Raw genomic sequence first — 22,042 nt, forward strand, 5'->3', positions numbered from 1 at the left:
CCTGCCAAGTCATTGGGACTGAAGTGGGGCGGAAACTAGGTTACAGGTTAATGGGTTAGGCTTTGTGAGGGTGAGAAGAAGGCGCGGCAACCGCCGGTTGCCGGGCGACCCGTGGCCAGTCGCGTCAAACGATAGGAGTCCAACTTCGATAACCCGATGCGCCGCGCAAGGTCACGCCCGCGCAGCTTCAGTACCCCGAGCGATGATCGACGGCGCCCGACAGATCGTCCCCGGCGAGGTAGCGGTCGATATTGCCTGCAAGCCGGCTGGCGAGGCGGCGGTCCGCGTCGGGTGTGACGCCACAGACATGCGGCGTCAGCGTGACCTTCGGATGGGTGTAGTAGGGATGACCGTCCGGCGGTGGCTCGGGCCATGTCGCGTCCAGCGTCGCACCGCCGACCGTCCCGGTGTCGAGTGCCTCGAGCAGCGCCGCATCGTCTATCAGCGCCCCGCGCGCGACGTTGATGACGTGCAGGCCCGGTCGCGCGCCGGACAGAACGTCTGCGTTGAGGATGCCCCGCGTCGCAGTGGTGAGCGGCAGCGACAGGACGAGGTGGTCGCACTCCCCGGCAAGAGTCGCGAGGCTGGCTGCCATCTCGATCCCCTCCGGCATGGGGCGCGGTCGCCGAACGAGCGCCTTGACCCGCATCCCGACAGCAAGGCCGAGCCGCGCCGTTGCCAGTCCGATGTCGCCAAGCCCGGCGATCCCCAGAACCTTGCCGGACACGTCCCCAAGCTTGCGCGGTTGCCAGTCCTCGCGCTTGGTGACCGGCGGGGCGAGGAAGGATTTCTCCCGCGCGAAGACCGCGGCGATGACGTATTCCGCGATGGCCTTGTCCTGTATGCCGCAGCCTCGCGTGACCAGCGGCACCTCGAAGACCCAGTCCGGCAGGATCTCGACCCCCGCCGACGTCGTGTGAAGCCACTTCAGATCGAAGGGCCAACCCGGTGGACGGGTCGCATCGCCCCATTGCGACTGATGCGTGAAGAGCGCTTCGACCCCTGGGCCGACCTCCCACGGAGCCTCGGAGACATCGCGCGCGACGATGACATCCGCGTGGCCCGCGATGGCGTCGGTCGGGCCGGCGGGCAGGGAGCTCGCGGCGACGAGGGGTGCGGTCCGGGTCAGCACAGCGCCAGCTCGATTACGGGGACCACGGCGTCCGGTTTCTTCACGGGAAGTTCGAGGACGAGGTCGCCGGGCCGCGATCTGATCTGCATGTTCTCATGCGGATCGTCGGGGGCAGGGGCGACGATACCGACTTCGCCGCCGTCCGTCATCAGCCGGGCCTGACTGACCTTCCCCTGAAGCCCCGGCAAATGCAGGTGCCGGAACGGCCAGGCGAAGACATGAACGTACAGGCGGTCGCCCTTGCGGGTCAGGCGGCAATCCTGTGCCGGCGGCAGGTCGGCGGCGGTGCAGCCCCGGATTGCCGGCGCGTGATGGTGCATCCACGTGGCGTAGGTCTCGAGCGCCTCGGTCGCCTGCGGATCGAATTCGCCGCGGGCGGTCGGCCCGACGTTCATCAGCAGGTTGCCCCCCTTGGACACGGTATCGGCGAGCAGACGGATCAGCTGTCCCGGGCTCTTGGCGGACCCCATGTCGCGGGCGTAGCCCCAGGGGCCCGACAGGGTATGGCAGGCCTCCCACGTCACCCGCGCGCCGTCACGCTCTGGCCATTCGGGGGGCGAGAGCTGTTCAGGCGTCACGACGTCGGGGGCCTCCTCGGGCAGCCCGAGGCGGTTGTTGACAATGATCCCGGGCGCCAGTCGCCGGACGAGGGCGAGCAGCGCCTCGCTGTTCCAGTCGTCCCGGCCCTTTCCAGTCAGGCCGTTCTCCGCCCGGTCGGGATAGGAGAAGTCGAACCAGATGATGTCGAGCGGACCGTATCCGGTGAGCAGTTCCTCGACCTGCGCGAACATGTAGCTGCGGTAGCGCTCCATGTCGCGCTCGGCGTTCAGCGCGATGGCGTCGGGATGGTTTCGCAGCGGGTGCACCGGGTCGATGGTGAAGTCGGGATGGTGCCAGTCGATTAGCGAGTAGTAGATGCCGACCCGCAGCCCCTCGGCCCGGAAGGCGTCGAGGATGTCGCGCAGGGCATCGCGCCCGAACGGAGTATTGGTTGCCTTGAAATCGGTGAAGGCGCTGTCCCAGAGGCAGAAGCCTTCGTGGTGCTTTGCGGTCACGACGACGTAGCGCATCCCCGCTGCCTTCGCCTTGCGGGCCCAGTCCGCCGGATCGAAGAGGTCGGGATCGAACTGGTCGAGGTAGGCGGCATAGTCCTCCGGCGGCGTCTGCTCGCGGGTCTGGACCCATTCGTGCCGGGCCGGGATCGCGTACAGCCCCCAATGAATGAAGAGGCCGAACCGTGCATCGGTGAACCACGCGGTGCGGGCCATCGCAGGTTGATCCGCGCTCATGGCCGCGGATCCAACAGGTCGCGGAGGCCGTCCCCGAGCAGGTTGAAGCCGAGCACCATGACCATCACGGCGAGGCCGGGAAAGAGGGATAGATACACGTTCACTCCTATGAAGTTGCGTCCCTCGCTCATCATCGCGCCCCATTCGGGCAGCGGTGGCTGCGCGCCAAGGCCGAGGAACGACAGGCTGGCCGCCGACAGCAGGACGGTGCCCGCCGTGAGCGTCGCCTGGACGATGATCGGCGCCAGCGCGTTGCGCAGCATCTGGTCGAACATGATGCGGAGGCGACCGGCGCCGAGCGCGCGGGCGGCCTCGACATATTCCATCTCTCGCAGGCCGAGCGCGATGTTGCGCGTCAGGCGGGCGTAGACGGGGATCGAGAAGACGGCGTTTGCGATCAGCAGGTTGATGAGGCTCGGGCCCAGGATCGACACGATCAGGATCGCGAGGACAACGGCGGGAAAGGCGAAGATCACGTCCATCGTCCACATGATGGCCGCGTCGACACGCCGGCCGGCGGTGCCGGAGATCAGCCCCAGCGGCACACCGATCAGGACGGCGAGCCCGGCGCAGACCACCGCCTCGAGCAGCGAGATACGCGCGCCGTAGATGACGCGGGTGAAGATGTCGCGCCCGAACTGGTCGGTGCCGAAGGGATGCGCCAGCGACGGGGGCTGAAGGCTCTGCATCAAGTCCTGCTGATAGGGCTCACCCGTGGTGATGAACGGCGCGAAGATCGCGGCGAAGACGATCAGTCCGATCAGCAGGGCGCCGATCAGCAGGTTCGGGCGACGCACCCACCAGCGCAACGTCAGGGCGGGGCGCGCAGGACGGGGACGGCTGGGCCGGGAAGAGGTCACGGTCATCAGCTGACCCTCACACGCGGGTTGATGAGCATGATGAGCAGGTCGGCGGCGAGGTTCACGATCACCACGCTTGCCACGGTCAGCAGCGTCACGCCCTGGATGACCGGGTAGTCCCGGTAGCGGACCGCGTCGACCAGCAGGCGCCCGATGCCGGGCCAGCTGAAGACCGTCTCCGCGACGACCGCGCCGGAGACCACGGCGCCGAAGTTCAGCCCGACGATCGTGACGATCGGGATCAGCGCGTTGCGCAGCGCGTGCTTCCTGTAGACCTTGCCCTCGTCGATGCCCTTGGCGCGGGCGGTGCGGATGTAGTCCTGCCCCAGAACCTCGATCATCGACGATCGCGTCATTCGCGCGATGATCGCTGCCGGCAGAAGGGCAAGCGTGACCGACGGCAGGATGTAATGCTGCCATGTCCCCATGCCCATCAGCGGCAGCCAGCCCAGCTTTACCGCGAACAGGTTCATCCCCATCAGTGCCAGCCAGAAGTTGGCGAGCGATGCCGCGAGGATGGCGAAAATCATCACGAGCTGGTCTGGCCATCGCCCTCGCGCGGCGGCCGACAGGATGCCCGCCGGGATCCCGACGAGAACGGCGATCATGTAGCTGACGAACGCCAGCTTGAGCGTGTTCGGGAAGCGGTCCGCGATCTCCTGCGTCACCGGCACCTTGGATCGCAGCGACATACCAAGGTCGCCCTGCAGGGCATTCACCAGGAAATAACCGTACTGGACGATCACCGGCTGGTTCAGGCCGAGACGCTCCCGGACCAGCACGAGCGCCGCCTCGGGTGCATCGGGGCCCGCCATGAGCCGCGCCGGATCACCGGGCAGGGCGCGCACCGCCATGAAGACGATGAACGACACGCCGAGCAGGATGAGCGGCAGCGCGAGGATCTTGCGGAAGAAATAGGCCTTCAACGGACATGCTCCAGTGTCCGGCCCGGCCGCGTCGCCTCAAGCGTGCGGCCGGGTGGAGTTGGGGAGGAGAGGATGCCGGCGCGGGCCGGCATCCGCTTTGGCTCACTCGGCGACGGACACGCCCTTGGCGACCAGAAGGCCGCCGGGACGGACCCAGACACCCTCGATGCCCGAACGCGTCGCGTAGAGGTCGACGGGCTTGTAGAGCAGCACGTGCGGGGCCTCTTCGTTGATGATGTTCTGCGCCTCGAGGTACAGTTCCATCCGCCGGTCGGTGTCGCTGATGCTCGCCGCCTCGTCGAGAACCTCGTCGAGCCGCTCGCTGTGATAGAAGCCGATATTGGCGTCGGTCGGCGTGAAGCTGTCGCTGTGGTAGAGCGCGCGCAGCTGCGTGTCCGCGTCCAGCGTCGCCGACGAGAAGGAGGCGATCACCATGTCGACGTCCTGCTCGGCCTTCTCTTCGGGCCCGGCGAACATCACGTCCGACATCACCCCGCTTTCAAGCCGCGTGATGTTGAGCTGGATACCCGCCGGTTCCCACATGCCCTGAAGGGCCTGCGCGATCTGGGTCTCCTGCTCCTGCACGAAGAGGTTCACCTCGACACCGTCGGGGTAGCCGGCCTCTTCCAGGAGCTGCCGGGCCATGTCGATGTCGTAAGTGTAGGGCTCGAGCGTGTCGTCGTAGCCGAACACCGCCTCGCCGAGCGGCGAGTTCGCGGGCGAGCCGTAGCCGAAGAGCAGCGCCTGAACGAGGGCTTCCCGGTCGGTGGCGTAGTTCACGGCCTGCCGGACTTCCATCGAATCGAACGGCTCGATCTGGGTGTTGAGCGCGGCCCAGAAGACCCGGCTCGACGCGTCGGAGTTCAGCTCGAACCCGTCGGCGGCCTCGATCTGCTGCGCGAAGGTCGGGGCAGGGGCGTTCACCACGTCCACTTCACCGGCCATCAGCGCCATGCTGGCGACCGAGGCTTCCGGCGTCCAGACCCAGCGAAGCTCGTCGACCTCGGGCGCGTCGCCCCAATAGCCGTCATAGGCCTGTTGAAGCACGAATTCGCCGCTTGACCATTCGACGAGTTCGAACGGACCGGTGCCACCGCCGCCGGTCTCGAGCGTGCCGGCTTCACCGGCTTCCGGGCTCACGATGGCGGCGTGCATCATTGCCATGAGCGCGGGGAACGCCGGGTACACGGTCTTCAGCGAGAATTCGGCTGTCATCGGATCGACAGCCGTGACGGAGTCGATGATCGGGCGGAAACGGCCACCGCTGGGCAGGCCGAGCGACTCGTCCAGAAGCCTCTCGAACGTGTAGACCACCGCGTCGGCGTCGAAGGGTGTGCCGTCGTGGAACGTGACACCCTCGCGCAGCGTGAAGGTCCAGGTCATGCCGTCTTCGCTGACGCTCCACTCGGTGGCGAGACCGGGCTGCTGCGTCAGGTCCTCGTCGAGCGCGACGAGGTTTTCGTACATCGCGTCGAGCACGCTCATGTTGTAGGTGCCGCCCATCGTTCCGGGCTCCATGCTCTGGGGCGCTTCCCCCTGCATGATTGTCACGGTCTGCGCCGCAGCCGGCACCGCCAAAGCGGTAGATGCCAGAAGCGCCGTAATCATTGCGACCGAGTTTCGGGTCTTGGTCATGGTGTGTCTCCCTGTCCGGAGTTGCTGTCGTAACGGCAAACTTATTACATTGTTTGTCTTAAGTACCCTTGTTTTACTTCAGAACCAAAAATATAAGTCAAGCCATTATGCTGTTGGACGGCCAATGTTGACCCTAACTGATCCACATCGTGCACTTCTCGGGGCAGTTCGTGCCTCCGGACCGCTCAGCCGGACCGAACTTGCGATCGCGACCGGCTACAGTCGGGCGGCCGTCACGACGATGACTCGCGAGATGCTGGAGAACGGCATCCTGAGAGAGGGTGAGACGGTCTATGGGCAGGGGCGCCCCTCCGTCCGGCTGGACCTCGATGCCGATGGCGCCTGCTTCGTGGGGCTTGCCCTGTTCGAGGATCCCATCCCGGCCGTGCTGATCGACCTTCAGGGCGCCGTGCGGGCCCGGGCCTCGATCCCGTGGACCAACGATACCGAACAGTTGGCCGACTCGATCGCCGGAATGTTGCCGCAGCTGGTCGCGGATGCCGGCGTTCCCGAGGACCGGGTGATCGGGATCGGCGCCGCCGTGCCGGGCTTCGTCGACGAATGCCAGGAGGTCTGCCTGCAGTCGAGCTTCATGGGCTGGCGCGACATCAACGTCGCCCGCCCCATCGCGGAGCGCACCGGCCTCGCCACTTTCATCGAGAACGACGCCAACGCCGTCGCCATCGGCGAGCGCCTGTTCGGCGCCGCGCGGGAACAGGACGATTTCGCGCTGGTCTCGCTCGGTGCGGGGATCGGTTGCGCGCTCGTCGTCGGCGGTCACCTGAGGCGCGGGCACTCGGGCGGAGCGGGCGAGATTTCGCACGCCACTTACGTGCTGGACGGGCCGCCCTGCCGGTGTGGCAAGCGCGGGTGCCTGACCACCATTTCCTCGGGACGCGCGGTGCTGAACGCGGCGCGCGAGCGGGGCCTCGACTGCTCCACCGCCGAAGAGGTGGAGGCGCTGGCCGAACGCGGCGACCATGCCGCGGTCGAGATCATCCACCGGGCGGGCAGCATCCTCGGCCTCGCCATTTCCAATCTGATCCAGACGACCGATCCCGCCGTCGTCATCGTCATCCTGCATTTCAGCGCGCTCGACGGGTTGATGCACCGGGTGACGCAGCACGCGGTCGAAACGAACCTCATGCCGCGCGTCGCCCCGCACGCGAAGCTGATCTTCGAAAAGGTCTCGCCCGAAATCTGGTGTCGCGGTGCGGCATCGGTGGCGACGGGGCGCGTCATGTTCCCCCGGGACCAGCGGTCCGGACAGCCTCGGGCAACCGTGGACGCATGAGCGGGCCGAGCTTGACCTGGGGTCTGATCGGAGCGTCGCGGATCGCCGCGCGGGCGATCGTCCCCGCCCTTCGCGCGGAGGGGCAGGTCATTACGTCCGTCGCCGCCGGCGACGCCACGCGGGCCACCGCCTTCGCTGAAGAGCACGCCATCGCCGGGACACATTCGGACTACGCGTCGCTCCTGGCCGGTCCGGGCATCGACGCCGTCTACATATCGCTCACCAACGAGCTGCATGCCGACTGGACCATCCGCGCCCTCCGGTCGGGCAAGCACGTCCTGTGCGAAAAGCCACTGGCCCTCGCCGAGCGCGACGCCGCCGCGATCGTCTCGGCCGAGTCCGCCTGTGGCCGGCGCGTGATGGAGGCGTTCTGCCATCTCTACCACCCGGCCGTCGTTGATCTTGCCGCCGCGATGGAGAGCGGTGCGCTGGGCGAGGTGCTCACGCTTCAGGGCGACCTGTCTTTCCCTCTCGAGGACGACGAAGACTTCCGCTGGTCGGCGGCGCGGGGTGGTGGCGCGGCGGCCGATCTCGGCTGCTACTTGCTCTGCCTGGCCAGCCTGCTGACCGGACATCCCGCGACGGAGATCAGCGTTGTGCGCCGGCCCCGGGGCGAGGTCGACGGTAGCGTGACGGCCCTGTTCCGGTCCGGTGACATCCATTGCACCATCACCGCAGGGCTGCTGTCGGGACCGCATCAGGGCCTGCGGGTTACCGGCACCGGCGCCATCGCCGAGCTGAACCAGCCGGTGACCACGCGCGGTCGGTCGGTCGAACTGAAGATCGGCGACGATGTGCGAACCTACCCCCCGCACGAGCCCTATCGGCACATGGTGCGCCACTTCGTCGACGCGATCACGCACGGCGCGCCGATCCTCTTCGACAGCGCGGCATCCCTTGCGCAGGCAAACGCCCTCGAACAGCTTCGCGGAAAGGCCATGACATGACCTCCGACCCGGTTCTCGCGGTCCGCAACCTGACAACCCGCTTCGATACGGAGCGCGGAGCGTTCCGGGCGGTCAGCGACGTCAGCCTCGAGATTCACCGGGGCGAGACACTGGCCGTGGTCGGCGAGTCCGGCTCCGGCAAGAGCGTGACCAGCCTCTCGGTGATGGGCCTGCTGCCGACGCCGCCGGCCACCATCGAAAGCGGCGCGATTACCTTCACCGGAGGCGACGGGCGGACACGCGACCTGCTGACCATCCCGAAGGAAGAGCTTCGCGCCCTGCGCGGCAACGATATCGCGATGATCTTCCAGGAGCCGATGACCTCCCTCAACCCGGTGTTCCGGGTGGGCGACCAGATCGCCGAGGCGATCATGCTGCATCAGAAGAAGTCGCGCCGCGACGCGATGCGCGCCGCCGTCGAGATGCTGCGCATCGTCGGCATCTCCGGTCCCGAGTCCCGCGTGAAGAACTTCCCGCACCAGATGTCGGGCGGCATGCGGCAGCGCGTAATGATCGCGCTGGCCCTCTCCTGCCGGCCGTCGCTGCTGATCGCGGACGAGCCGACGACCGCGCTCGACGTGACGATCCAGTCCCAGATCCTGCGGCTGATCGCGGACCTCAGGACCGAGATGGACACGGCGGTGATGTTCATTACCCACGACCTCGCCGTCGTGGCCGAGATCGCCGACCGGGTCTGCATCATGTATTGCGGTCGCGTGGTGGAGGAGGGCCCGGTGCGCGAGGTCTTCACGACGCCCCGCCATCCCTACACCAGGGCGCTCCTGGCAAGCCGGCCCGGCGCCATCGCCCGCAAGCGCGGCGAGCCGAAGCAACGGCTCTACGCGATCCCCGGCAAGGTGCCGAGCCCGCTGGACCCGCCGCCCGGCTGCGCCTTCGCGCCGCGCTGCCCGCATGCGACGGCAGCTTGCGACAGCGCGATGCCGCCGCTCGAGGCTGCCGGCACGGGGCGCGCCGTCCGCTGCATCCGCTGGAAGGAGGTCTCATGATCAATCCCCCGCTTCTCGACGTCAGGGACCTGACCGTCCGCTTTCCCGTTCATGGCGGCGTGCTCGGCCGCCAGACCGGGGCCGTGCACGCGGTCGAAAAGGTCAGCTTCAGTATCGGAGAGGGCGAGATCTTCGGCCTCGTCGGCGAGTCCGGCTCGGGCAAGACCACGGTTGCCCGGTCGATCCTGCGGCTGAACGAGCCGACCGACGGCCGGGTCGAGTTCCGTGGGCAGAACCTTCTCGACCTGCCGGACCAGGAGTTCCTGCGGTACCGTCGGCGCATCCAGATGATCTTCCAGGACCCGTTCGCCAGCCTGAACCCGCGCAAGACCGTCTCGGGCATCATCGGCGAGGCACTATCGATCCACAAGCTGGCCAAGGGCGAGGCGAAGCGGCAGCGGATTGCGGAGCTGCTCGACCTCGTCGGCCTGCCGTCGGACGCCGCATCGCGCTATCCGCACGAGTTCTCCGGCGGGCAGCGGCAGCGGATCGGCATCGCGCGGGCGCTGGCGGTCGATCCGACGCTGCTGGTGGCGGACGAGCCGATCTCCGCACTCGACGTGTCGATCCAGGCCCAGATCCTGAACCTGTTGCAGGACCTGCAGGAAAAGCTCGGCCTGACGATCCTGATCGTGGCGCATGACCTCTCGGTGGTTGAGCATTTCTGCGACCGCGTCGGCGTGATGTACCTCGGACGGATGATGGAAGTCGGTCGCGCCGACGACGTGTTCGAAGCGCCCGCCCATCCCTACACCCGCCAGCTGTCCGCCGCCGCGCCCCGCATCGATTTCACCCGCGACCGTGAGCAGGTCGTCGTCGAAGGCGAGATCCCGAGCGCGCTCTCTCCGCCGTCGGGCTGCGTGTTCAGGACGCGCTGCCAGCATGCCGTCGCGTCCTGCGCATCCCAGGTGCCGGAAATGTCGGCGGTCGACGCCGACGCAGGGCACGCCGCGGCCTGCCTGCGCCTGTCGGAGCTGTAGCGTCCCTTTCGGGTCCGGGAGGAATCGCGAGACTATTCGCACGCAATCTCCGTTCGTCTTGCGCCGCAGCGGTCCTACCTGAGACCGCGAGAGTGACCGGGATCGACGATTCGCCATCACGCGGCGGGTCGGGTCCCGGCATCACCAAGCAGACAAATGGAGAATTCGCAGTGGCAACCACCGGCAAGCAACTGTTCACGACGCTGGACGCAGACGGAACCCTGACCGTGGCGATCGAAGACGTCACCGTGCCCGATCCGTCCGGCAGTCAGGTGCTCGTGAAAATGGAGGCGGCGCCGATCAACCCCTCCGATCTCGCCATTCTGGCCGGCGCGGCCGATCTGGAAAATGCCAGCTATTCCCCGGGCAAATTCGTCGCGACGGTGCCGGAGCCCTACAACTCCGGCTCCAAAGCGCGTCACGGGCTGAAACTGCCTGCCGGCAACGAGGGCGCCGGCACTGTCGTCGCCACCGGTGACGATGATGCGGCGAAGGCTCTGATGGGCCAGCGGGTCGCCTGTGTCCCGGGCTATGCCTACAGCCAGTATTGCATCGTCGATGCCTCGACCTGCCTGCCGCTCGGCGATCACTCGGCCGAAGAGGGCGCCAGCGCCTTCGTCAACCCGATGACGGCGCTCGGGTTTGTCGAAAGTGCCCGGCGCGACGGTCAGGATGCGATCGTGCACACCGTCGGCGCGTCGAACCTCGGCCAGATGCTGACCCGCATCTGCAAGGAGGACGGCATCGCGCTCGTCAATATCGTCCGCAAGGACAGCCAGGCGGACCTGCTGGCCGAACTCGGCTCCACCCACGTCGTCAACTCTTCGGACGATGACTTCATGGACCAGCTTCGCACCGCGATCGATGAAACCGGCGCGTTCTACGGCTTCGATCCGATCGGCGGTGGCAGGATGGTCGATCAGGTGTTCCAGGCGATGGAGCAGGTCGCGGCAAGCCGGATGTCGGAATATTCCCGCTACGGCTCGAACGAGATGAAGCGGATGTTCATCTACGGGCGCCTCGACACCGGCATGACGATGCTTTCGCCGAGCTATGGCTTCGGCTGGTCCCTGTCGGGCTGGCTGCTGTTCCCGTTCCTCCAGTCGGCGGATCGCGAGACGGTCGAGCGGATGCGCAAGCGCGTGCTCGACAATCTCACGACGACCTTCGCCAGCCACTACAAGACGCGCGTCACTCTCGACGAGATGCTGACCAAGGATGCCATCACCGACTACCGCACGATGAAGACGGGCGAGAAATACCTCGTAACTCCGTGGTCCTGACGGGCTGAACGCGGGGCAGGGGGCGGGTTCGGGGCAGGTGTCCCGACCTTGCCCACTCCGCGAGCTTTCGCGCGCGATCCCTTGGACGGCAGCTGCTTCGCGCTCAAGCGAAAAATCGGGCAGCGCCCCGTTGTAATGTTATAACATAACAATTACTGATCTCCCGGTCGGTAGCGATGACGCGCGTCGCGCCGAGGAATTCGACTGAGGAGACAGAGAATGACACGCGAAATCAGCGCCTTGTTCGCGGGGGCCATGGTGTTGGCCGGACCGGCGCAGGCACAGGACGAGGCAGAGCTCTGGCGGCTGTTCGTGGCGGATCACGACAGCGGAAAGATCACTGCCCTGGACCTGACCGCGCCCGACAACCGGTGGGAGTTCGAGGTGGAAGGCGCCGCGCGTCTCTATCCGACGGCGACCGGGCGGGGCGTCGTCGCCGTTCAGTCGGACGACGATGCCGTCTCCTTCCTCGCCAGCGGGTTCAGCCTCGAGGCGCATGGCGATCACGCCGACATCGACGTCGGCGCGCCGTCTTTGATCGAGGGTGAGCTCACCGGACCGCGACCGTTCCACGTCGTCACGCACGGCGACAATACGGCGATCAACTTCGACCGGGGCGGCTATGCGACCTTCCATGAAGAGCACGACCTTCTCGAAGGGTCGCTCGAGGGCGAGACCTTCGAGCAGGCAACGGCGCATCACGGGTTCTCGGTTCCCTGGCAGGGGCGAGTGGTCAGCTCCGTGGCGTCCACCGACCCGGTAGAGGGGGACAACCTGCCCCCGCGCGTGGGGCTCCAGGTGTTCAGCGCCGATGGCGAACCGGTCGGTGAGATGCAGTCCTGCACGGATCTCCACGGCGAAGCCTTCTCGGGCGCCGTCATGCTGGCCGGCTGTGCCGAGGGGGTCGCGATGGTCTCGGCCGAGGGTGACGAGCTCGTCACCGGCATGTTGCCCTATCCCGGTGATCTGCCTGACGGCAGCACCGGCACGCTGCTCGGCTCGCGCTCGATGCAGGTCTTCCTTGGCAACTACGGCGACAGCGGCGTCGTGGTCATCGATCCAACGGCGGAGCCCTACTTCTCCTATGTCGAACTGCCGTACCGGCGTGTCGACTTCATCCTCGACCCGGCCCGGCCGCAGCACGGCTACATCCTGACCGAGGACGGGACCCTGCACCGGCTGAACATGCTCGACGCCACGATCGAGGACAGTGCGACCGTGAGCGCGCCCTACTCGATGGACGGCCACTGGCGTGATCCGCGCCCGCGGCTCGCGATGGCCGGCGACCGGATCGTGCTGACCGACCCGAACGAGGGGCTCGTCCGTGTGCTCGACGTCGAAACGCTCGAAGAGACGGCGACGATCCCCGTGGAGGGCGTGCCCTACAACGTGATCTCGGTCGGCGGCAGCGGCCTCGTCCACTGATCCGACCGAGCTGATCTCCTCCCGCGCCGCCACTCGGCGCGGGAGGTCCCGGATACATGTGCACGAGGTTCGGAGATGAGAGCGACCGACTGGGCTGCTCGAGGACATGATCGGACCCTGCGACCGGTGTCCGGCCAGTTCCCCCGGCGCATTGTCCCCGCCCGAGGGGCCGGCACCCACCGACGGCGCGATGATGCGCCATAACGCGCGGACGCTCGAAGAAGCTCTGGCCGACTGAGGCCTGTCGCGATACCGAGCAACGGGTTCCGGCACACCGCCGGGGGCCCGAAGCACGGGGGCGACGATGCGGACAACATTCCTGGCGTTCATCTCGATGACACTGGCCGGCAACATCTGGGCCCCGTCGCCCGCCGCTGCGCACCCCCATGTCTTCGTCGACGGCGGCATCGACCTGCAATTTGACGGCGAGGGGCGGTTGGCTGCGCTCGAGGTGACATGGCTCTACGACGAGTTCGAAACGCTCTACATGCTGTCCTCCTACGCGCTCGACCTGAATGACGCCGGCGAACTGGACGAGGCGGACCGCCTCGCGCTGGTGCGCGAACTCAGCATCTGGCCCGACGATTTCGACGGCTCCGCGCACCTGACGGTTGATGGCGAGGCGGTGCCGCTCGACTGGCCGGAGGGCGTCGATGCGACGCTCGAAGATGGCCGGTTGCAGAAGACCTTCACGCGCCAGCTGACCGAACCGCTGGACCTTCAGGGCGGATTGGCGGAAGTGGCCTTCTACGAATCCACCTATTTCTTCGCCTTCTCCATCACCATGCCGCCGCGCATGCTGGGCAATGCGCCGGATTGCAGGGCCGAGGTCGCCGCCTTCGATCCCGACGCGCACTCCGACCTGCAGGATACCCTGAGCACCCTCGGGCGGGAGGAGACGCCGACCATCCCCAACGTCGGCAAACTGTTCGCCGACCGGGTGCTGCTGACATGCGGGTGAGGCTGCTTCTGCTCATCGTGGTGGCCATCGTGCTGGCGGTGGCCCTGCGCGGCACGTTGCAGGATGTCGCGGAGTGGGCCGTGCTGATGCAGCGCGGCTTCCAGAACGAGATCGCGGGCGCCATCCGCGAATTGCGCGCCGGAGAGGCCGGCGCCTGGCTGGCGTTGCTCGCCGGGGCAGGGGCCTACGGGTTCGTCCACGCGGTCGGTCCGGGACACGGCAAGTATCTTGTGGGCGGTGTCGGGCTTGGCTCGGACGTCGGCGCGGCACGGCTGCTGGCGATCGCGCTGGTCTCCTCGCTGGCGCAGGCGCTATGGGCGATCCTGCTGGTCTACGGGGGCTTCGCGCTCCTGCAGGTGTCGGCGCAGCGGCTCACGTCACTGACCGAGGACTATCTCGCGCCGGCGAGCTACCTCGCCATTGCCGCGATCGGCCTGGTGCTCGTCGGTCGTGGCCTGCTGGCGCTTCGCTCCGGCGCTGTGGCGACCAGGCACGGTCACCACCATCACGACCACGACCACGACGCCCACTGCGGCCATTCCCACGGCCCGAGCCCGGAGGACGTGGCCGGGCTGCGTTCCCTCCGGGACATGCTGATCCTCGTTGTCAGCATCGCGATCCGGCCCTGCACGGGTGCGATCTTCCTTCTCGTCATCGCATGGCAGATGGACATCCGCCTCGCCGGTGCCATCGCCGTGCTGGTCATGGGGTTGGGCACCAGCCTGTTGACCAGCCTCGTCGCGGTCTCCAGCGTGGTGGCCCGGGGCCTGGCTTTCGCGAGCCAGGGCGCGGAACGTCTCGGGGCGCTCTCCTCGTCCCTGCAGGTATTCGGCGGCATCCTGATCGTCTGGCTGAGCGCAACCATGCTGTTCTATTCGCTCGCCTGACCGGCTGCCTCGCCAAGCGTGGGCGCGTCTGGCCCGGCATTCCGAACATCGGTGACCCGGGCGAGGTCGTCGCCCGGGCCGAGGCGCGATCACATCACGCTGCGAATGGTCTCGACGGCAGAGTCGGTCGGTTCCTGGTAGGCGATGGGCTCAACCAGCCGACCGTTCTCATCGAACAGCAGGACCATCGCCGAATGATCCATCGTGTAGCCGCCGTCATCGAGCGGGATCTTCGCGGCGTAGATCCGGAAGGCGCGGATGGCTTCCGCGATCTGCTCTTCGCTGCCGGTCACGCCGGAGACACCGGGCACCCAGGACACGTAGTTGCCGAGAACCTCGGCCGTGTCCCGCTCCGGGTCGACGGTGACGAAGAAGACCCGGATCTGGTCGCCGGTCTCCGCCAGTTCCTGCTGCCAGAGGTCGATGTCGGACAGAGTTGTCGGGCAGACTTCCGGACAGTGGGTGAAGCCGAAGAAGATCGCGGTCGGCTCACCAAGCAGAGACTCTTCGGTGAAAGGTTGACCATCCGTCGTCACCAGCTCGTAGTCCCCATGGCCGAGAGTATCGCTGACGCTCTCGTCGAGCCGGGGCAGCACGAAGGCGAACATCCCGACCCCGACGAGCGCGATGACCACGAGCCCCCACAGGACCATCTGTATCGATGTAAGGCGCGGCATCTCAGTTCTCGCCGCCCGAGTGGTCCATCGCGCCGTGGTCCATCGCGCCGTGATCCATGCCCTCCGCATTGCGGGCGGCGACCGGGAAGGTGAGCGTGACCTCTCCGGCGTTCTCGAATTCCAGCGTGACCTCGTGGTTCTCGCCTTCGACGAGCGGTGCGCCGAGTTCCATGAACATCACGTGGTAGCCACCCGGCTCCAGAACGACGGTCTCACCGGCAGGGATCGGAAGACCGTCGGCAAGCTCGCGCATCCGCATCACGTCACCCTCCATCGCCATCTCGTGGATCTCGACGCGACCAGCGAAGGGAGCGGAGCCGGCAATCAGCGTATCGTCCGTGTCGCCAGGGTTGGTGATCGTGACATAACCGCCGCCGACCGGCTGGTTCGGCAGGGACGCACGCGTGAAGGCGCCCGACAGCGTCAGCTCGCCGATGGTAACGTCGGCGGATGCGACATCCCCGTGCGCACCGTGGTTGTGGCTGTGGCCGTGGTCGTCTCCGCCGCCCGCGGCCACCACCGTCAGCGACGGTGCCGGGTTGGGCACGCCGCTTTCACCTGAGGTATCGGTCCAGTCGGCAGTGCCGTCGGCGCAGATTTGCGTGGTCGGGAAGTAGAGTACCGTGCCGGGCTCGATGTCCGCACCGATCGAGCCGCGAAAGACGAACTCGTCGTACCAGCCATCCTCGAGATTGCCGTCTGACCACGTGATGGTCCGGACCCCCTCCGTCATCTCGGTGCCGTGGTTCATGTAGGGCGTCTCATAAGTGCCGGTCTCGGTCTCGAGCATCCAGTCAGCCTTCGGCATGGGCTTGGCGTTGTAGAAGCCTTCGGGGAGATCGACGCTGACAGTATGCGTGGCTTGGCCGTCGCAGCCATGAGGCACACGCAGGACGGCGCGGTACGTCGATCCCGCCGGGGCTTCGCCGACTTCGAGCGTCGAATGGGCCGAGGCCGGGGCGGCCATGGTGAACGCGGCCGCTGCCATGCAGGCCGAAAGTGTAAGGTTTTTCATAAGATTATCCTGATAGTTCGCAGCGACTCGCACACACCTTCCGTGCGTCCTGTGAGGCTGCCGACAAGAGAGTGTCCCGCGCCGGTTCCGGCACAGGTCGGATCAGGAAAAGTCTGGAGGGCCCCGGGCCTGGGGGCCAAGGACGTCGGCAAGCAACACCGCCGCAGCGGGAAGCTGCAGGGGGTCGAGGCGACCGTCGATGGCGACGAAAGTCAGCGAAGCATTCTCACCCGCGATCGCCAGCGGCCCGCTGTGAACCGCCCAGTCGCACGGTCCGGAGCTGCCGCTGTCGTGGCCGGGCTCCACCTCATCGACGGGTTGGATCTCACCGTCGGCCTTGCGGACGGCGAGGATCGGACCGTCACCGGTACAGATCGTGATGTAGACCGAACCGTCCGCGGCGACCGCGGGCATCGTGCCCGGCGGCAGAAGCGCGATGAGCAGCAACGGCAGACAGACGAGCAGACGCAGCAGACCCCGGGCAAAACCGGGCCGCTTCCGCGCTGATGTCTCGTGTTTGTGCACGTGTCCGAACTCCTCGCGTCAAGCTGTAGCCGCGTGAATCGGGAAGACCAAGCGCCGCGTGATGCGGCGCATCGCCTCGTGCCGAGTTCCGGAGTTACCTCAACCAAGCCACGGAATTCATTCGGAATCCTCGGACAATTCCCGGCAATCCCGATCGGCCATTGACACTGGGCGCAATCGCTTCATGCTCTGCGGTGCAACCAGGGGTGCTCCGATCGGGGCTGAGATGCGCGGGACCGCGCGAACCCTCCATAGCTGATCCGGGTAATACCGGCGGAGCGAGGTCATCATGTTCATCGGCGCGCAGGTGTCGCTATATCCCATGACGTCCGGATTCGTGGATGTCATCACGTCGAGCCTCGGGGCGCTCGATCCCTACAGGTCGGATCTCAGGATCGAGACGGATGACGTCTCGACCCTGATGGTCGGTGCGCCGGCACCACTGATCGACGGCATGCGCGATCTCTTTGCCGCGGCCGCGCGGCAGCCGGAGCACGTGACGATGCACGTCACGCTGTCGCGCGGCTGTCCGGGCGAGCCCGATGATCCCTCCTGCCGCTGCGACGTCCTGACGGAGGCCCAGAGCCTCCCGCTGGACGAGCGGATCGCCCGCGCAAGGCAGGCCGTCGCCGACGCGCCGGTCCTCGGCGTCGGGATCGACCTGCAGTTTTCGCTCTACGTGCTCGGGCAGGATCGGCACATGGACGAGATCTACGGCTGTATCGAGTTCCTGAAGGACTCCGGCACGTTCTTCCGATCGAAGAACTTCTGCACACGACTTCGCGGCGACGCCGGCGCGACGTTCGAGGCGGTGCGGCAGGCGTTCCTCCGCTTCGGCCCCGCCGAAGGGCACGTGACGATCGACCTGACCGCGTCGGCCAACAGCCCGAGCCTGTCCTGAGGCGCTCCCCGAGCTGCCCCGAGCCAATGCGCATCCTGAGCTATTCATACCCCACGGCGCTCCTCGCGCTTGCCCTGCTCCTTGGATGGGAGGGGTACTGCCGCCTTGCCGGGGTCGAGCCGATGATCCTGCCATCGCCTAGCGGTATCGCCCACGTGCTCTGGCTGGAGCGCGCGGCGATCGCGCCCCACGTTCTTGCGACGCTCGGTGTCGCGACCCTCGGCTTCACCCTCTCGGTCGGGTTCGCCTTTGCGACGTCGGTCGTGCTGCACTTCGTCCCGTGGGTGCGGAGAGGGCTCATGCCCCTCTTCGTTGCCAGCCAGACGATTCCGATCGTCGCCCTCGCGCCGCTGATGATCCTCTGGTTCGGCTTCGGCCTGCTGCCCAAGGTGCTGCTGGTGATACTCGTCACGTTCTTCCCGATGCTGGTCAGCCTGCTGTCGGGCTACGCCGCGGTGCCGCAGGCCTATCTCGACCTGCTCCGGTCGATGGATGCAGGCCGCGTCGCGATCTTCCGCCGGGCCACGCTGCCCGCCGCACGGGGCGCGTTCCTCGCTGGGCTCCGGATTTCGGCGACCTATGCCATCGTGGCGACGATCTTCGCCGAATACGCCGGCGCGCGACGTGGGCTGGGGATCTACATCCTCGCCGCGAAGAACAACTTCCGCGCCGACCTCGTGCTGGCCGCCGTGGTCGTATCGGCCGCGCTGACCCTTCTCCTGCTCGGCCTGCTGCAACTGGCCGACCGGGTGACGGGGCGACGATTCAGGGGACCCGCCGATGCTGCGGGTTGACGGTCTGACCATACGGTCCGGCGACCAGTCGGTCGTCAGCGACGTCTCCTTCGAGGTGGCGGAGGAGCGGCTCACCTGCCTGATCGGACCGTCGGGATGCGGCAAGACATCGGTCGTCAAATGGTTGGCGGGGGTTCTGGCGCCCACGCTCGCCGCCGAGGGGCAGGCGACGCTCGACGGCGCGCCGGTGAGGCCGCCCGACCGGGCCATCGCCTACCAGCCGCAGCAGGATGCGTTGCTGCCCTGGCTCACCATCGCCGAGAACGCCGCGCTGGGCCTTTCGGTCAGGGGCATGCCCCGCACCGAGGCACGCAGGACGATCATGCCGCTGCTCGCGTCATTCGGGCTCGACGGGACCGAGGACGCCTTTCCGGCTGCCCTGTCCGGCGGGATGCGGCAGCGCGCGGCCTTCCTGCGCACCATCGTTCAGGAAAGCCGCTTCGTCCTGCTCGACGAGCCGTTCTCTGCGCTCGATGCCGTCACGCGCCTGACCATGCAGGACTGGCTCGCCGCCCGTCTCGTCGAGCGGCCGAGGGGGATCCTCATGGTGACCCACGACCTGCACGAGGCGACGCAGATGGCCGACCGGATCCTCGTCATGGGCGCAAGGCCCGGCCGGATCACCGCCGACATCCCGATCGACACCCCTCGCGGGAAACGGACCGAAGCCGCGCTGGCCGAGATCCGGACCTCGCTCAGAACCAGACTGCTGGAGGAGACCACATGAGATACGCGACCCTTTTCGCCACCTGCCTGACCCTGCCGACGGCGATCGCCGCGCAGGACCTTCATGACGTGTCCATCGCGCTCGACTGGACGCTGAACTCGAACCACGTCGGCCTGATCGTCGCCGAAGAGCGCGGCCTCTACGACGACGCGGGCCTCGACGTGGAAATCCTGCCCTATTCCGACACCGCGTCGAGCGCGCTGCTCGCCTCGGGCGCGGCGGACTTCGCCTACATGACCTCACTCGGCTTCATGACCGCCCGTGCCACCGGGGCCGACATCACCGCGCTCTGGGTGACGATGCAGCACGAGACCGGGCGGCTCGTCTACCAGAGCGACAACGCGGAGATCGCACGCCCCGCCGACCTCGAAGGAAAGACCTACGCAGGGTTCGGCAGCGCGTGGGAGGATGCGCTGATCTCCACGATGATCGAGACCGACGGCGGCACGCCCGACTATGACACCGTCACGCTCGGCACCGGCGCCTACGAGGCGCTCGCCACGGGGCGCGTCGACTTCACGCTCGAAGTGGCCACGTGGGAGGGCGTGAACAGCGAACTGCTCGGGCGCGAGCAATCGTCCTTCGCCTACGCCGACTACGGCATCCCGGACCAGCAGAACGGCTACATCGGCTCGCGCACCGATTACCTCGCCGAAAACCCGGACGTCGTGGCGCGGTTCCTGTCCGCGACGCAGGACGGTTACGAATGGGCGGCAGATCATCCCGAAGAGGCCGCGGATATCCTGATCGGCGCGGGTGACTTCCCGAACGCGGAGCTCGTCCGCGGCTCGATGCAGGCGATCGTCGAGGGCGGCTACCTCGATGCCGCAGACCAACCGGTCGGAGGGATCGATGGCGACCGCCTCGCGGCGATGGCGCGGTTCCTGTTCGACAGCGGCGTGCTGACGGGACCGGGCGGCGAGACGCTCGAATGGCCCGGCGATGTGTCGGACTGGTACGACCAGGGCTGGATGGACGAATGATCCTGAATGCCGTCGTCTTCGGTTTCGGCAGCCACGAGGCGGCATGGCGCCTTCCGGGCATGAGCCCGACGGCGCCACTCGAGCTGTCGCACTGGATCGATTGTGCACGGCAGGCCGAGGACGCCGGCTTCGACGGCCTGTTCCTCGGTGACATCCTCTGCCTGCAGGACCGGCCCCAGGACCACCCATCGGAGGCGCTCGATCCGTTCATGGTGTTGGCGGCGGTGTCGGGTGTGACCCGCCGGCTGAAGTTGATCGGCACGGCGTCGACCAGCTTCAACCACCCCTGGCACCTCGCGCGGCGCATCCTGTCGTTGCAGCACCTGACGGAAGGCCGGGCGGGCTGGAATATCGTGACGTCCTCCTATCCGCAGGAGGCCGCGAACTTCGGCTGGCCGGACATGCCGGGCACGGAAGACCGCTACGCTCTAGCCGAAGAGGTCGTGCAGGCGGTGCGCGCGCTGTGGTCCGGATGGGACGGTGTCGCGCGGATCGCGAACCAGACAAGTGGACATTGGCTGGATACACCGCCGCCGCTCGTCGAGGCCGAAGGGCGGTTCGGCACCATTCGGGGCAACGTCAACCTGTCGCCCGAGCCTTGGGGCCTGCCGCTGCTTGCCCAGGCCGGATCCTCGGCCCGGGGGCTCGAATTCGCCGCGCGCCATGCCGACCAGATCTTCACCGTGCAATCCGACATGGATGAAGCTGTCGCCTTCCGGACCCGTGCGAGATCGCTGGTGGCGCAGGCCGGGCGCGATCCCGACAGCGTCGCAATCCTGCCGGGCGTCGTCCCGTTCGTCGCCGACACCGAGGAGGAGGCCGAGGCCGCACTCGCATCGCTCACGCGCCACGTAAGCCTCGCCCACGCCATCCCGAAGCTCGAACGGTTTCTCGGGTTGTCGCTGTCGGATCTCGACCTCGACGCGGCAGTGCCATTTACCCCTGCAGATCTGTCGGACAACCGCTTCAGCAACTCGCGCGCTGGCATCCTGCTCATGGAGGCGAACCGCAACGACCTCACACTCCGCCAGATGCTGGCGCGGTTCGCCGCCGGGCGCGGTCATCTGTTGCTGGTCGGCACCGGGGATCACATCGCCCGCACCATGCGGCAGTGGATCGCCGCCGGTGCGGCGGACGGGTTCAACGTAATGCCACCCGTTTTGCCGTCCGGCATAGGGGCTGTGGGGGAAGTTCTTGAACTGGTCCGGGCACCTGACCGCACTCGACGGTGAACGCCCGGAGAAAGCGTCCGGGCGGGGCGGCTGGTGGCGGATGTCAGTGTTTTGGAGGTCCGAATTGGTCCCGATGACCGCGTGCGCCTTTGCGTAGAGCAGGGGCTCGACCAATGAGATCAGACGCCGGAATTTTGGTAGGCCCGGAGGGACTCGAACCCCCAACCTAAGCGTTATGAGCGCTCTGCTCTAACCATTGAGCTACAGGCCCGACCACGTATTCCGTAGCAGAGCCGCGATCACGGTCAAGGCTGCGGCGTCTCGATGGGGGAGGTCATCATCACCTGTTCGAGAAAGGCCAGCATCTCGGCCTCTTCGTCGGTGAGCGTGTCGGGATTGCCATCCATCTCGACCAGCGCGCGGATATCGACCGGTTCGTTCGGGTCGTAGTCCGTCGGCGGATCGACCCAGAGGCCGTCCATCGCAACCGGCGCTGCTCCGACCGGCGTCAGCACTTCATCCGCCGCGAGGGCAGGGGCAGCGATGGCGGTCAGGAAGAGAATCGATGCGATGCGTTTCATGGTGTCCCCACTTTCGCACACCCAACACCATGAATTCGGCA

The 22,042-nt window shown here is 67.0% G+C and carries 22 protein-coding genes, 1 tRNA gene and 1 riboswitch; of the genes, 13 read left to right on the top strand and 10 right to left on the bottom strand.

The window, feature by feature from the left end:
* Positions 1-187 precede the first annotated feature (187 nt).
* The 5 genes from I8N54_RS06620 to I8N54_RS06640 all read right to left on the bottom strand — a co-directional run bounded on the left by I8N54_RS06620 (position 188) and on the right by I8N54_RS06640 (position 5,842).
* Positions 188-1,132: an NAD(P)-dependent oxidoreductase gene (locus I8N54_RS06620; protein ID WP_197097481.1), complete on the bottom strand. Its 945-nt coding sequence runs from the start codon at positions 1,130-1,132 to the stop codon at positions 188-190.
* On the bottom strand, positions 1,126-2,421 hold the full coding sequence (locus I8N54_RS06625) for an alpha-L-fucosidase (protein ID WP_140193310.1): 1,296 nt from the start codon (positions 2,419-2,421) through the stop codon (positions 1,126-1,128). The genes I8N54_RS06620 and I8N54_RS06625 overlap by 7 nt, the downstream gene beginning before the upstream one ends.
* Positions 2,418-3,287, bottom strand: a complete 870-nt coding sequence (locus I8N54_RS06630; RefSeq protein ID WP_140193309.1) for an ABC transporter permease — start codon at positions 3,285-3,287, stop codon at positions 2,418-2,420. Before I8N54_RS06630 ends, I8N54_RS06625 begins: the two co-directional genes overlap by 4 nt.
* A complete protein-coding gene (locus tag I8N54_RS06635) occupies positions 3,287-4,207 on the bottom strand; it encodes an ABC transporter permease (RefSeq protein ID WP_140193308.1) in 921 nt (306 codons plus the stop codon). Before I8N54_RS06635 ends, I8N54_RS06630 begins: the two co-directional genes overlap by 1 nt.
* Positions 4,208-4,309: 102 nt before the next feature.
* Complete coding sequence (locus I8N54_RS06640) at positions 4,310-5,842, bottom strand: ABC transporter substrate-binding protein (RefSeq protein ID WP_140193307.1); 1,533 nt, start codon at positions 5,840-5,842, stop codon at positions 4,310-4,312.
* 124 nt (positions 5,843-5,966) lie between these two features.
* On the opposite strand from I8N54_RS06640, the gene I8N54_RS06645 reads away from it, so the two are divergent.
* The 8 genes from I8N54_RS06645 to I8N54_RS06680 all read left to right on the top strand — a co-directional run bounded on the left by I8N54_RS06645 (position 5,967) and on the right by I8N54_RS06680 (position 14,626).
* Positions 5,967-7,136, top strand: coding sequence for an ROK family transcriptional regulator (locus I8N54_RS06645; RefSeq protein WP_197097480.1), 1,170 nt, complete (start codon positions 5,967-5,969; stop codon positions 7,134-7,136).
* Positions 7,137-7,147: 11 nt separating this feature from the next.
* Positions 7,148-8,083 (top strand): Gfo/Idh/MocA family protein, encoded by a 936-nt coding sequence (locus tag I8N54_RS06650; protein ID WP_198571756.1) that lies wholly within the window; start codon positions 7,148-7,150, stop codon positions 8,081-8,083.
* Positions 8,080-9,090 (top strand): ABC transporter ATP-binding protein, encoded by a 1,011-nt coding sequence (locus I8N54_RS06655; protein WP_140193304.1) that lies wholly within the window; start codon positions 8,080-8,082, stop codon positions 9,088-9,090. Before I8N54_RS06650 ends, I8N54_RS06655 begins: the two co-directional genes overlap by 4 nt.
* Positions 9,087-10,070: an ABC transporter ATP-binding protein gene (locus tag I8N54_RS06660; protein WP_140193303.1), complete on the top strand. Its 984-nt coding sequence runs from the start codon at positions 9,087-9,089 to the stop codon at positions 10,068-10,070. The genes I8N54_RS06655 and I8N54_RS06660 overlap by 4 nt, the downstream gene beginning before the upstream one ends.
* Positions 10,071-10,240: 170 nt before the next feature.
* Positions 10,241-11,353: a zinc-binding dehydrogenase gene (locus tag I8N54_RS06665; RefSeq protein WP_140193302.1), complete on the top strand. Its 1,113-nt coding sequence runs from the start codon at positions 10,241-10,243 to the stop codon at positions 11,351-11,353.
* A gap of 219 nt (positions 11,354-11,572) precedes the next feature.
* Positions 11,573-12,778, top strand: coding sequence for a metallochaperone AztD (locus tag I8N54_RS06670; RefSeq protein WP_140193301.1), 1,206 nt, complete (start codon positions 11,573-11,575; stop codon positions 12,776-12,778).
* Positions 12,779-13,082: 304 nt separating this feature from the next.
* Positions 13,083-13,739, top strand: a complete 657-nt coding sequence (locus I8N54_RS06675; protein ID WP_140193300.1) for a DUF1007 family protein — start codon at positions 13,083-13,085, stop codon at positions 13,737-13,739.
* Complete coding sequence (locus I8N54_RS06680) at positions 13,730-14,626, top strand: nickel/cobalt transporter (protein WP_140193299.1); 897 nt, start codon at positions 13,730-13,732, stop codon at positions 14,624-14,626. Before I8N54_RS06675 ends, I8N54_RS06680 begins: the two co-directional genes overlap by 10 nt.
* 89 nt (positions 14,627-14,715) lie before the next feature.
* Here I8N54_RS06680 and I8N54_RS06685 read toward each other — a convergent pair whose 3' ends face one another.
* The 3 genes from I8N54_RS06685 to I8N54_RS06695 all read right to left on the bottom strand — a co-directional run bounded on the left by I8N54_RS06685 (position 14,716) and on the right by I8N54_RS06695 (position 16,843).
* Positions 14,716-15,303, bottom strand: a complete 588-nt coding sequence (locus I8N54_RS06685; protein ID WP_140193298.1) for an SCO family protein — start codon at positions 15,301-15,303, stop codon at positions 14,716-14,718.
* Position 15,304: 1 nt separating this feature from the next.
* On the bottom strand, positions 15,305-16,318 hold the full coding sequence (locus I8N54_RS06690) for a DUF1775 domain-containing protein (protein WP_140193297.1): 1,014 nt from the start codon (positions 16,316-16,318) through the stop codon (positions 15,305-15,307).
* 102 nt (positions 16,319-16,420) lie between these two features.
* On the bottom strand, positions 16,421-16,843 hold the full coding sequence (locus I8N54_RS06695) for a DUF2946 family protein (protein WP_140193296.1): 423 nt from the start codon (positions 16,841-16,843) through the stop codon (positions 16,421-16,423).
* 192 nt (positions 16,844-17,035) lie between these two features.
* Positions 17,036-17,142, top strand: a riboswitch (TPP riboswitch).
* On the opposite strand from I8N54_RS06695, the gene I8N54_RS06700 reads away from it, so the two are divergent.
* From I8N54_RS06700 to I8N54_RS06720, 5 genes are all read left to right on the top strand, one after another.
* Positions 17,133-17,744, top strand: coding sequence for a YkoF family thiamine/hydroxymethylpyrimidine-binding protein (locus tag I8N54_RS06700; RefSeq protein ID WP_140193295.1), 612 nt, complete (start codon positions 17,133-17,135; stop codon positions 17,742-17,744). Its footprint overlaps the riboswitch before it by 10 nt.
* A 26-nt stretch (positions 17,745-17,770) precedes the next feature.
* On the top strand, positions 17,771-18,538 hold the full coding sequence (locus I8N54_RS06705; RefSeq protein WP_140193294.1) for an ABC transporter permease: 768 nt from the start codon (positions 17,771-17,773) through the stop codon (positions 18,536-18,538).
* Positions 18,525-19,265: an ABC transporter ATP-binding protein gene (locus I8N54_RS06710; RefSeq protein WP_140193293.1), complete on the top strand. Its 741-nt coding sequence runs from the start codon at positions 18,525-18,527 to the stop codon at positions 19,263-19,265. Before I8N54_RS06705 ends, I8N54_RS06710 begins: the two co-directional genes overlap by 14 nt.
* Positions 19,262-20,248 carry an ABC transporter substrate-binding protein gene (locus I8N54_RS06715; protein WP_140193292.1) on the top strand — a complete coding sequence of 329 codons (987 nt, stop codon included), beginning with the start codon at positions 19,262-19,264 and terminating at the stop codon, positions 20,246-20,248. The genes I8N54_RS06710 and I8N54_RS06715 overlap by 4 nt, the downstream gene beginning before the upstream one ends.
* Positions 20,245-21,480 carry an NtaA/DmoA family FMN-dependent monooxygenase gene (locus I8N54_RS06720; RefSeq protein WP_197097478.1) on the top strand — a complete coding sequence of 412 codons (1,236 nt, stop codon included), beginning with the start codon at positions 20,245-20,247 and terminating at the stop codon, positions 21,478-21,480. Before I8N54_RS06715 ends, I8N54_RS06720 begins: the two co-directional genes overlap by 4 nt.
* Before the next feature lie 135 nt (positions 21,481-21,615).
* On the opposite strand, the gene I8N54_RS06725 is transcribed toward I8N54_RS06720, so the two are convergent.
* Positions 21,616-21,691 (bottom strand) — tRNA-Ile (locus tag I8N54_RS06725).
* Positions 21,692-21,725: 34 nt separating this feature from the next.
* Complete coding sequence (locus tag I8N54_RS06730; protein WP_140193290.1) at positions 21,726-22,001, bottom strand: hypothetical protein; 276 nt, start codon at positions 21,999-22,001, stop codon at positions 21,726-21,728.
* Positions 22,002-22,042: the final 41 nt, after the last annotated feature.

Origin of the sequence: Pelagovum pacificum (genome assembly GCF_016134045.1) — a bacterium.
GTDB classification, from domain to species: domain Bacteria; phylum Pseudomonadota; class Alphaproteobacteria; order Rhodobacterales; family Rhodobacteraceae; genus Oceanicola; species Oceanicola pacificus_A.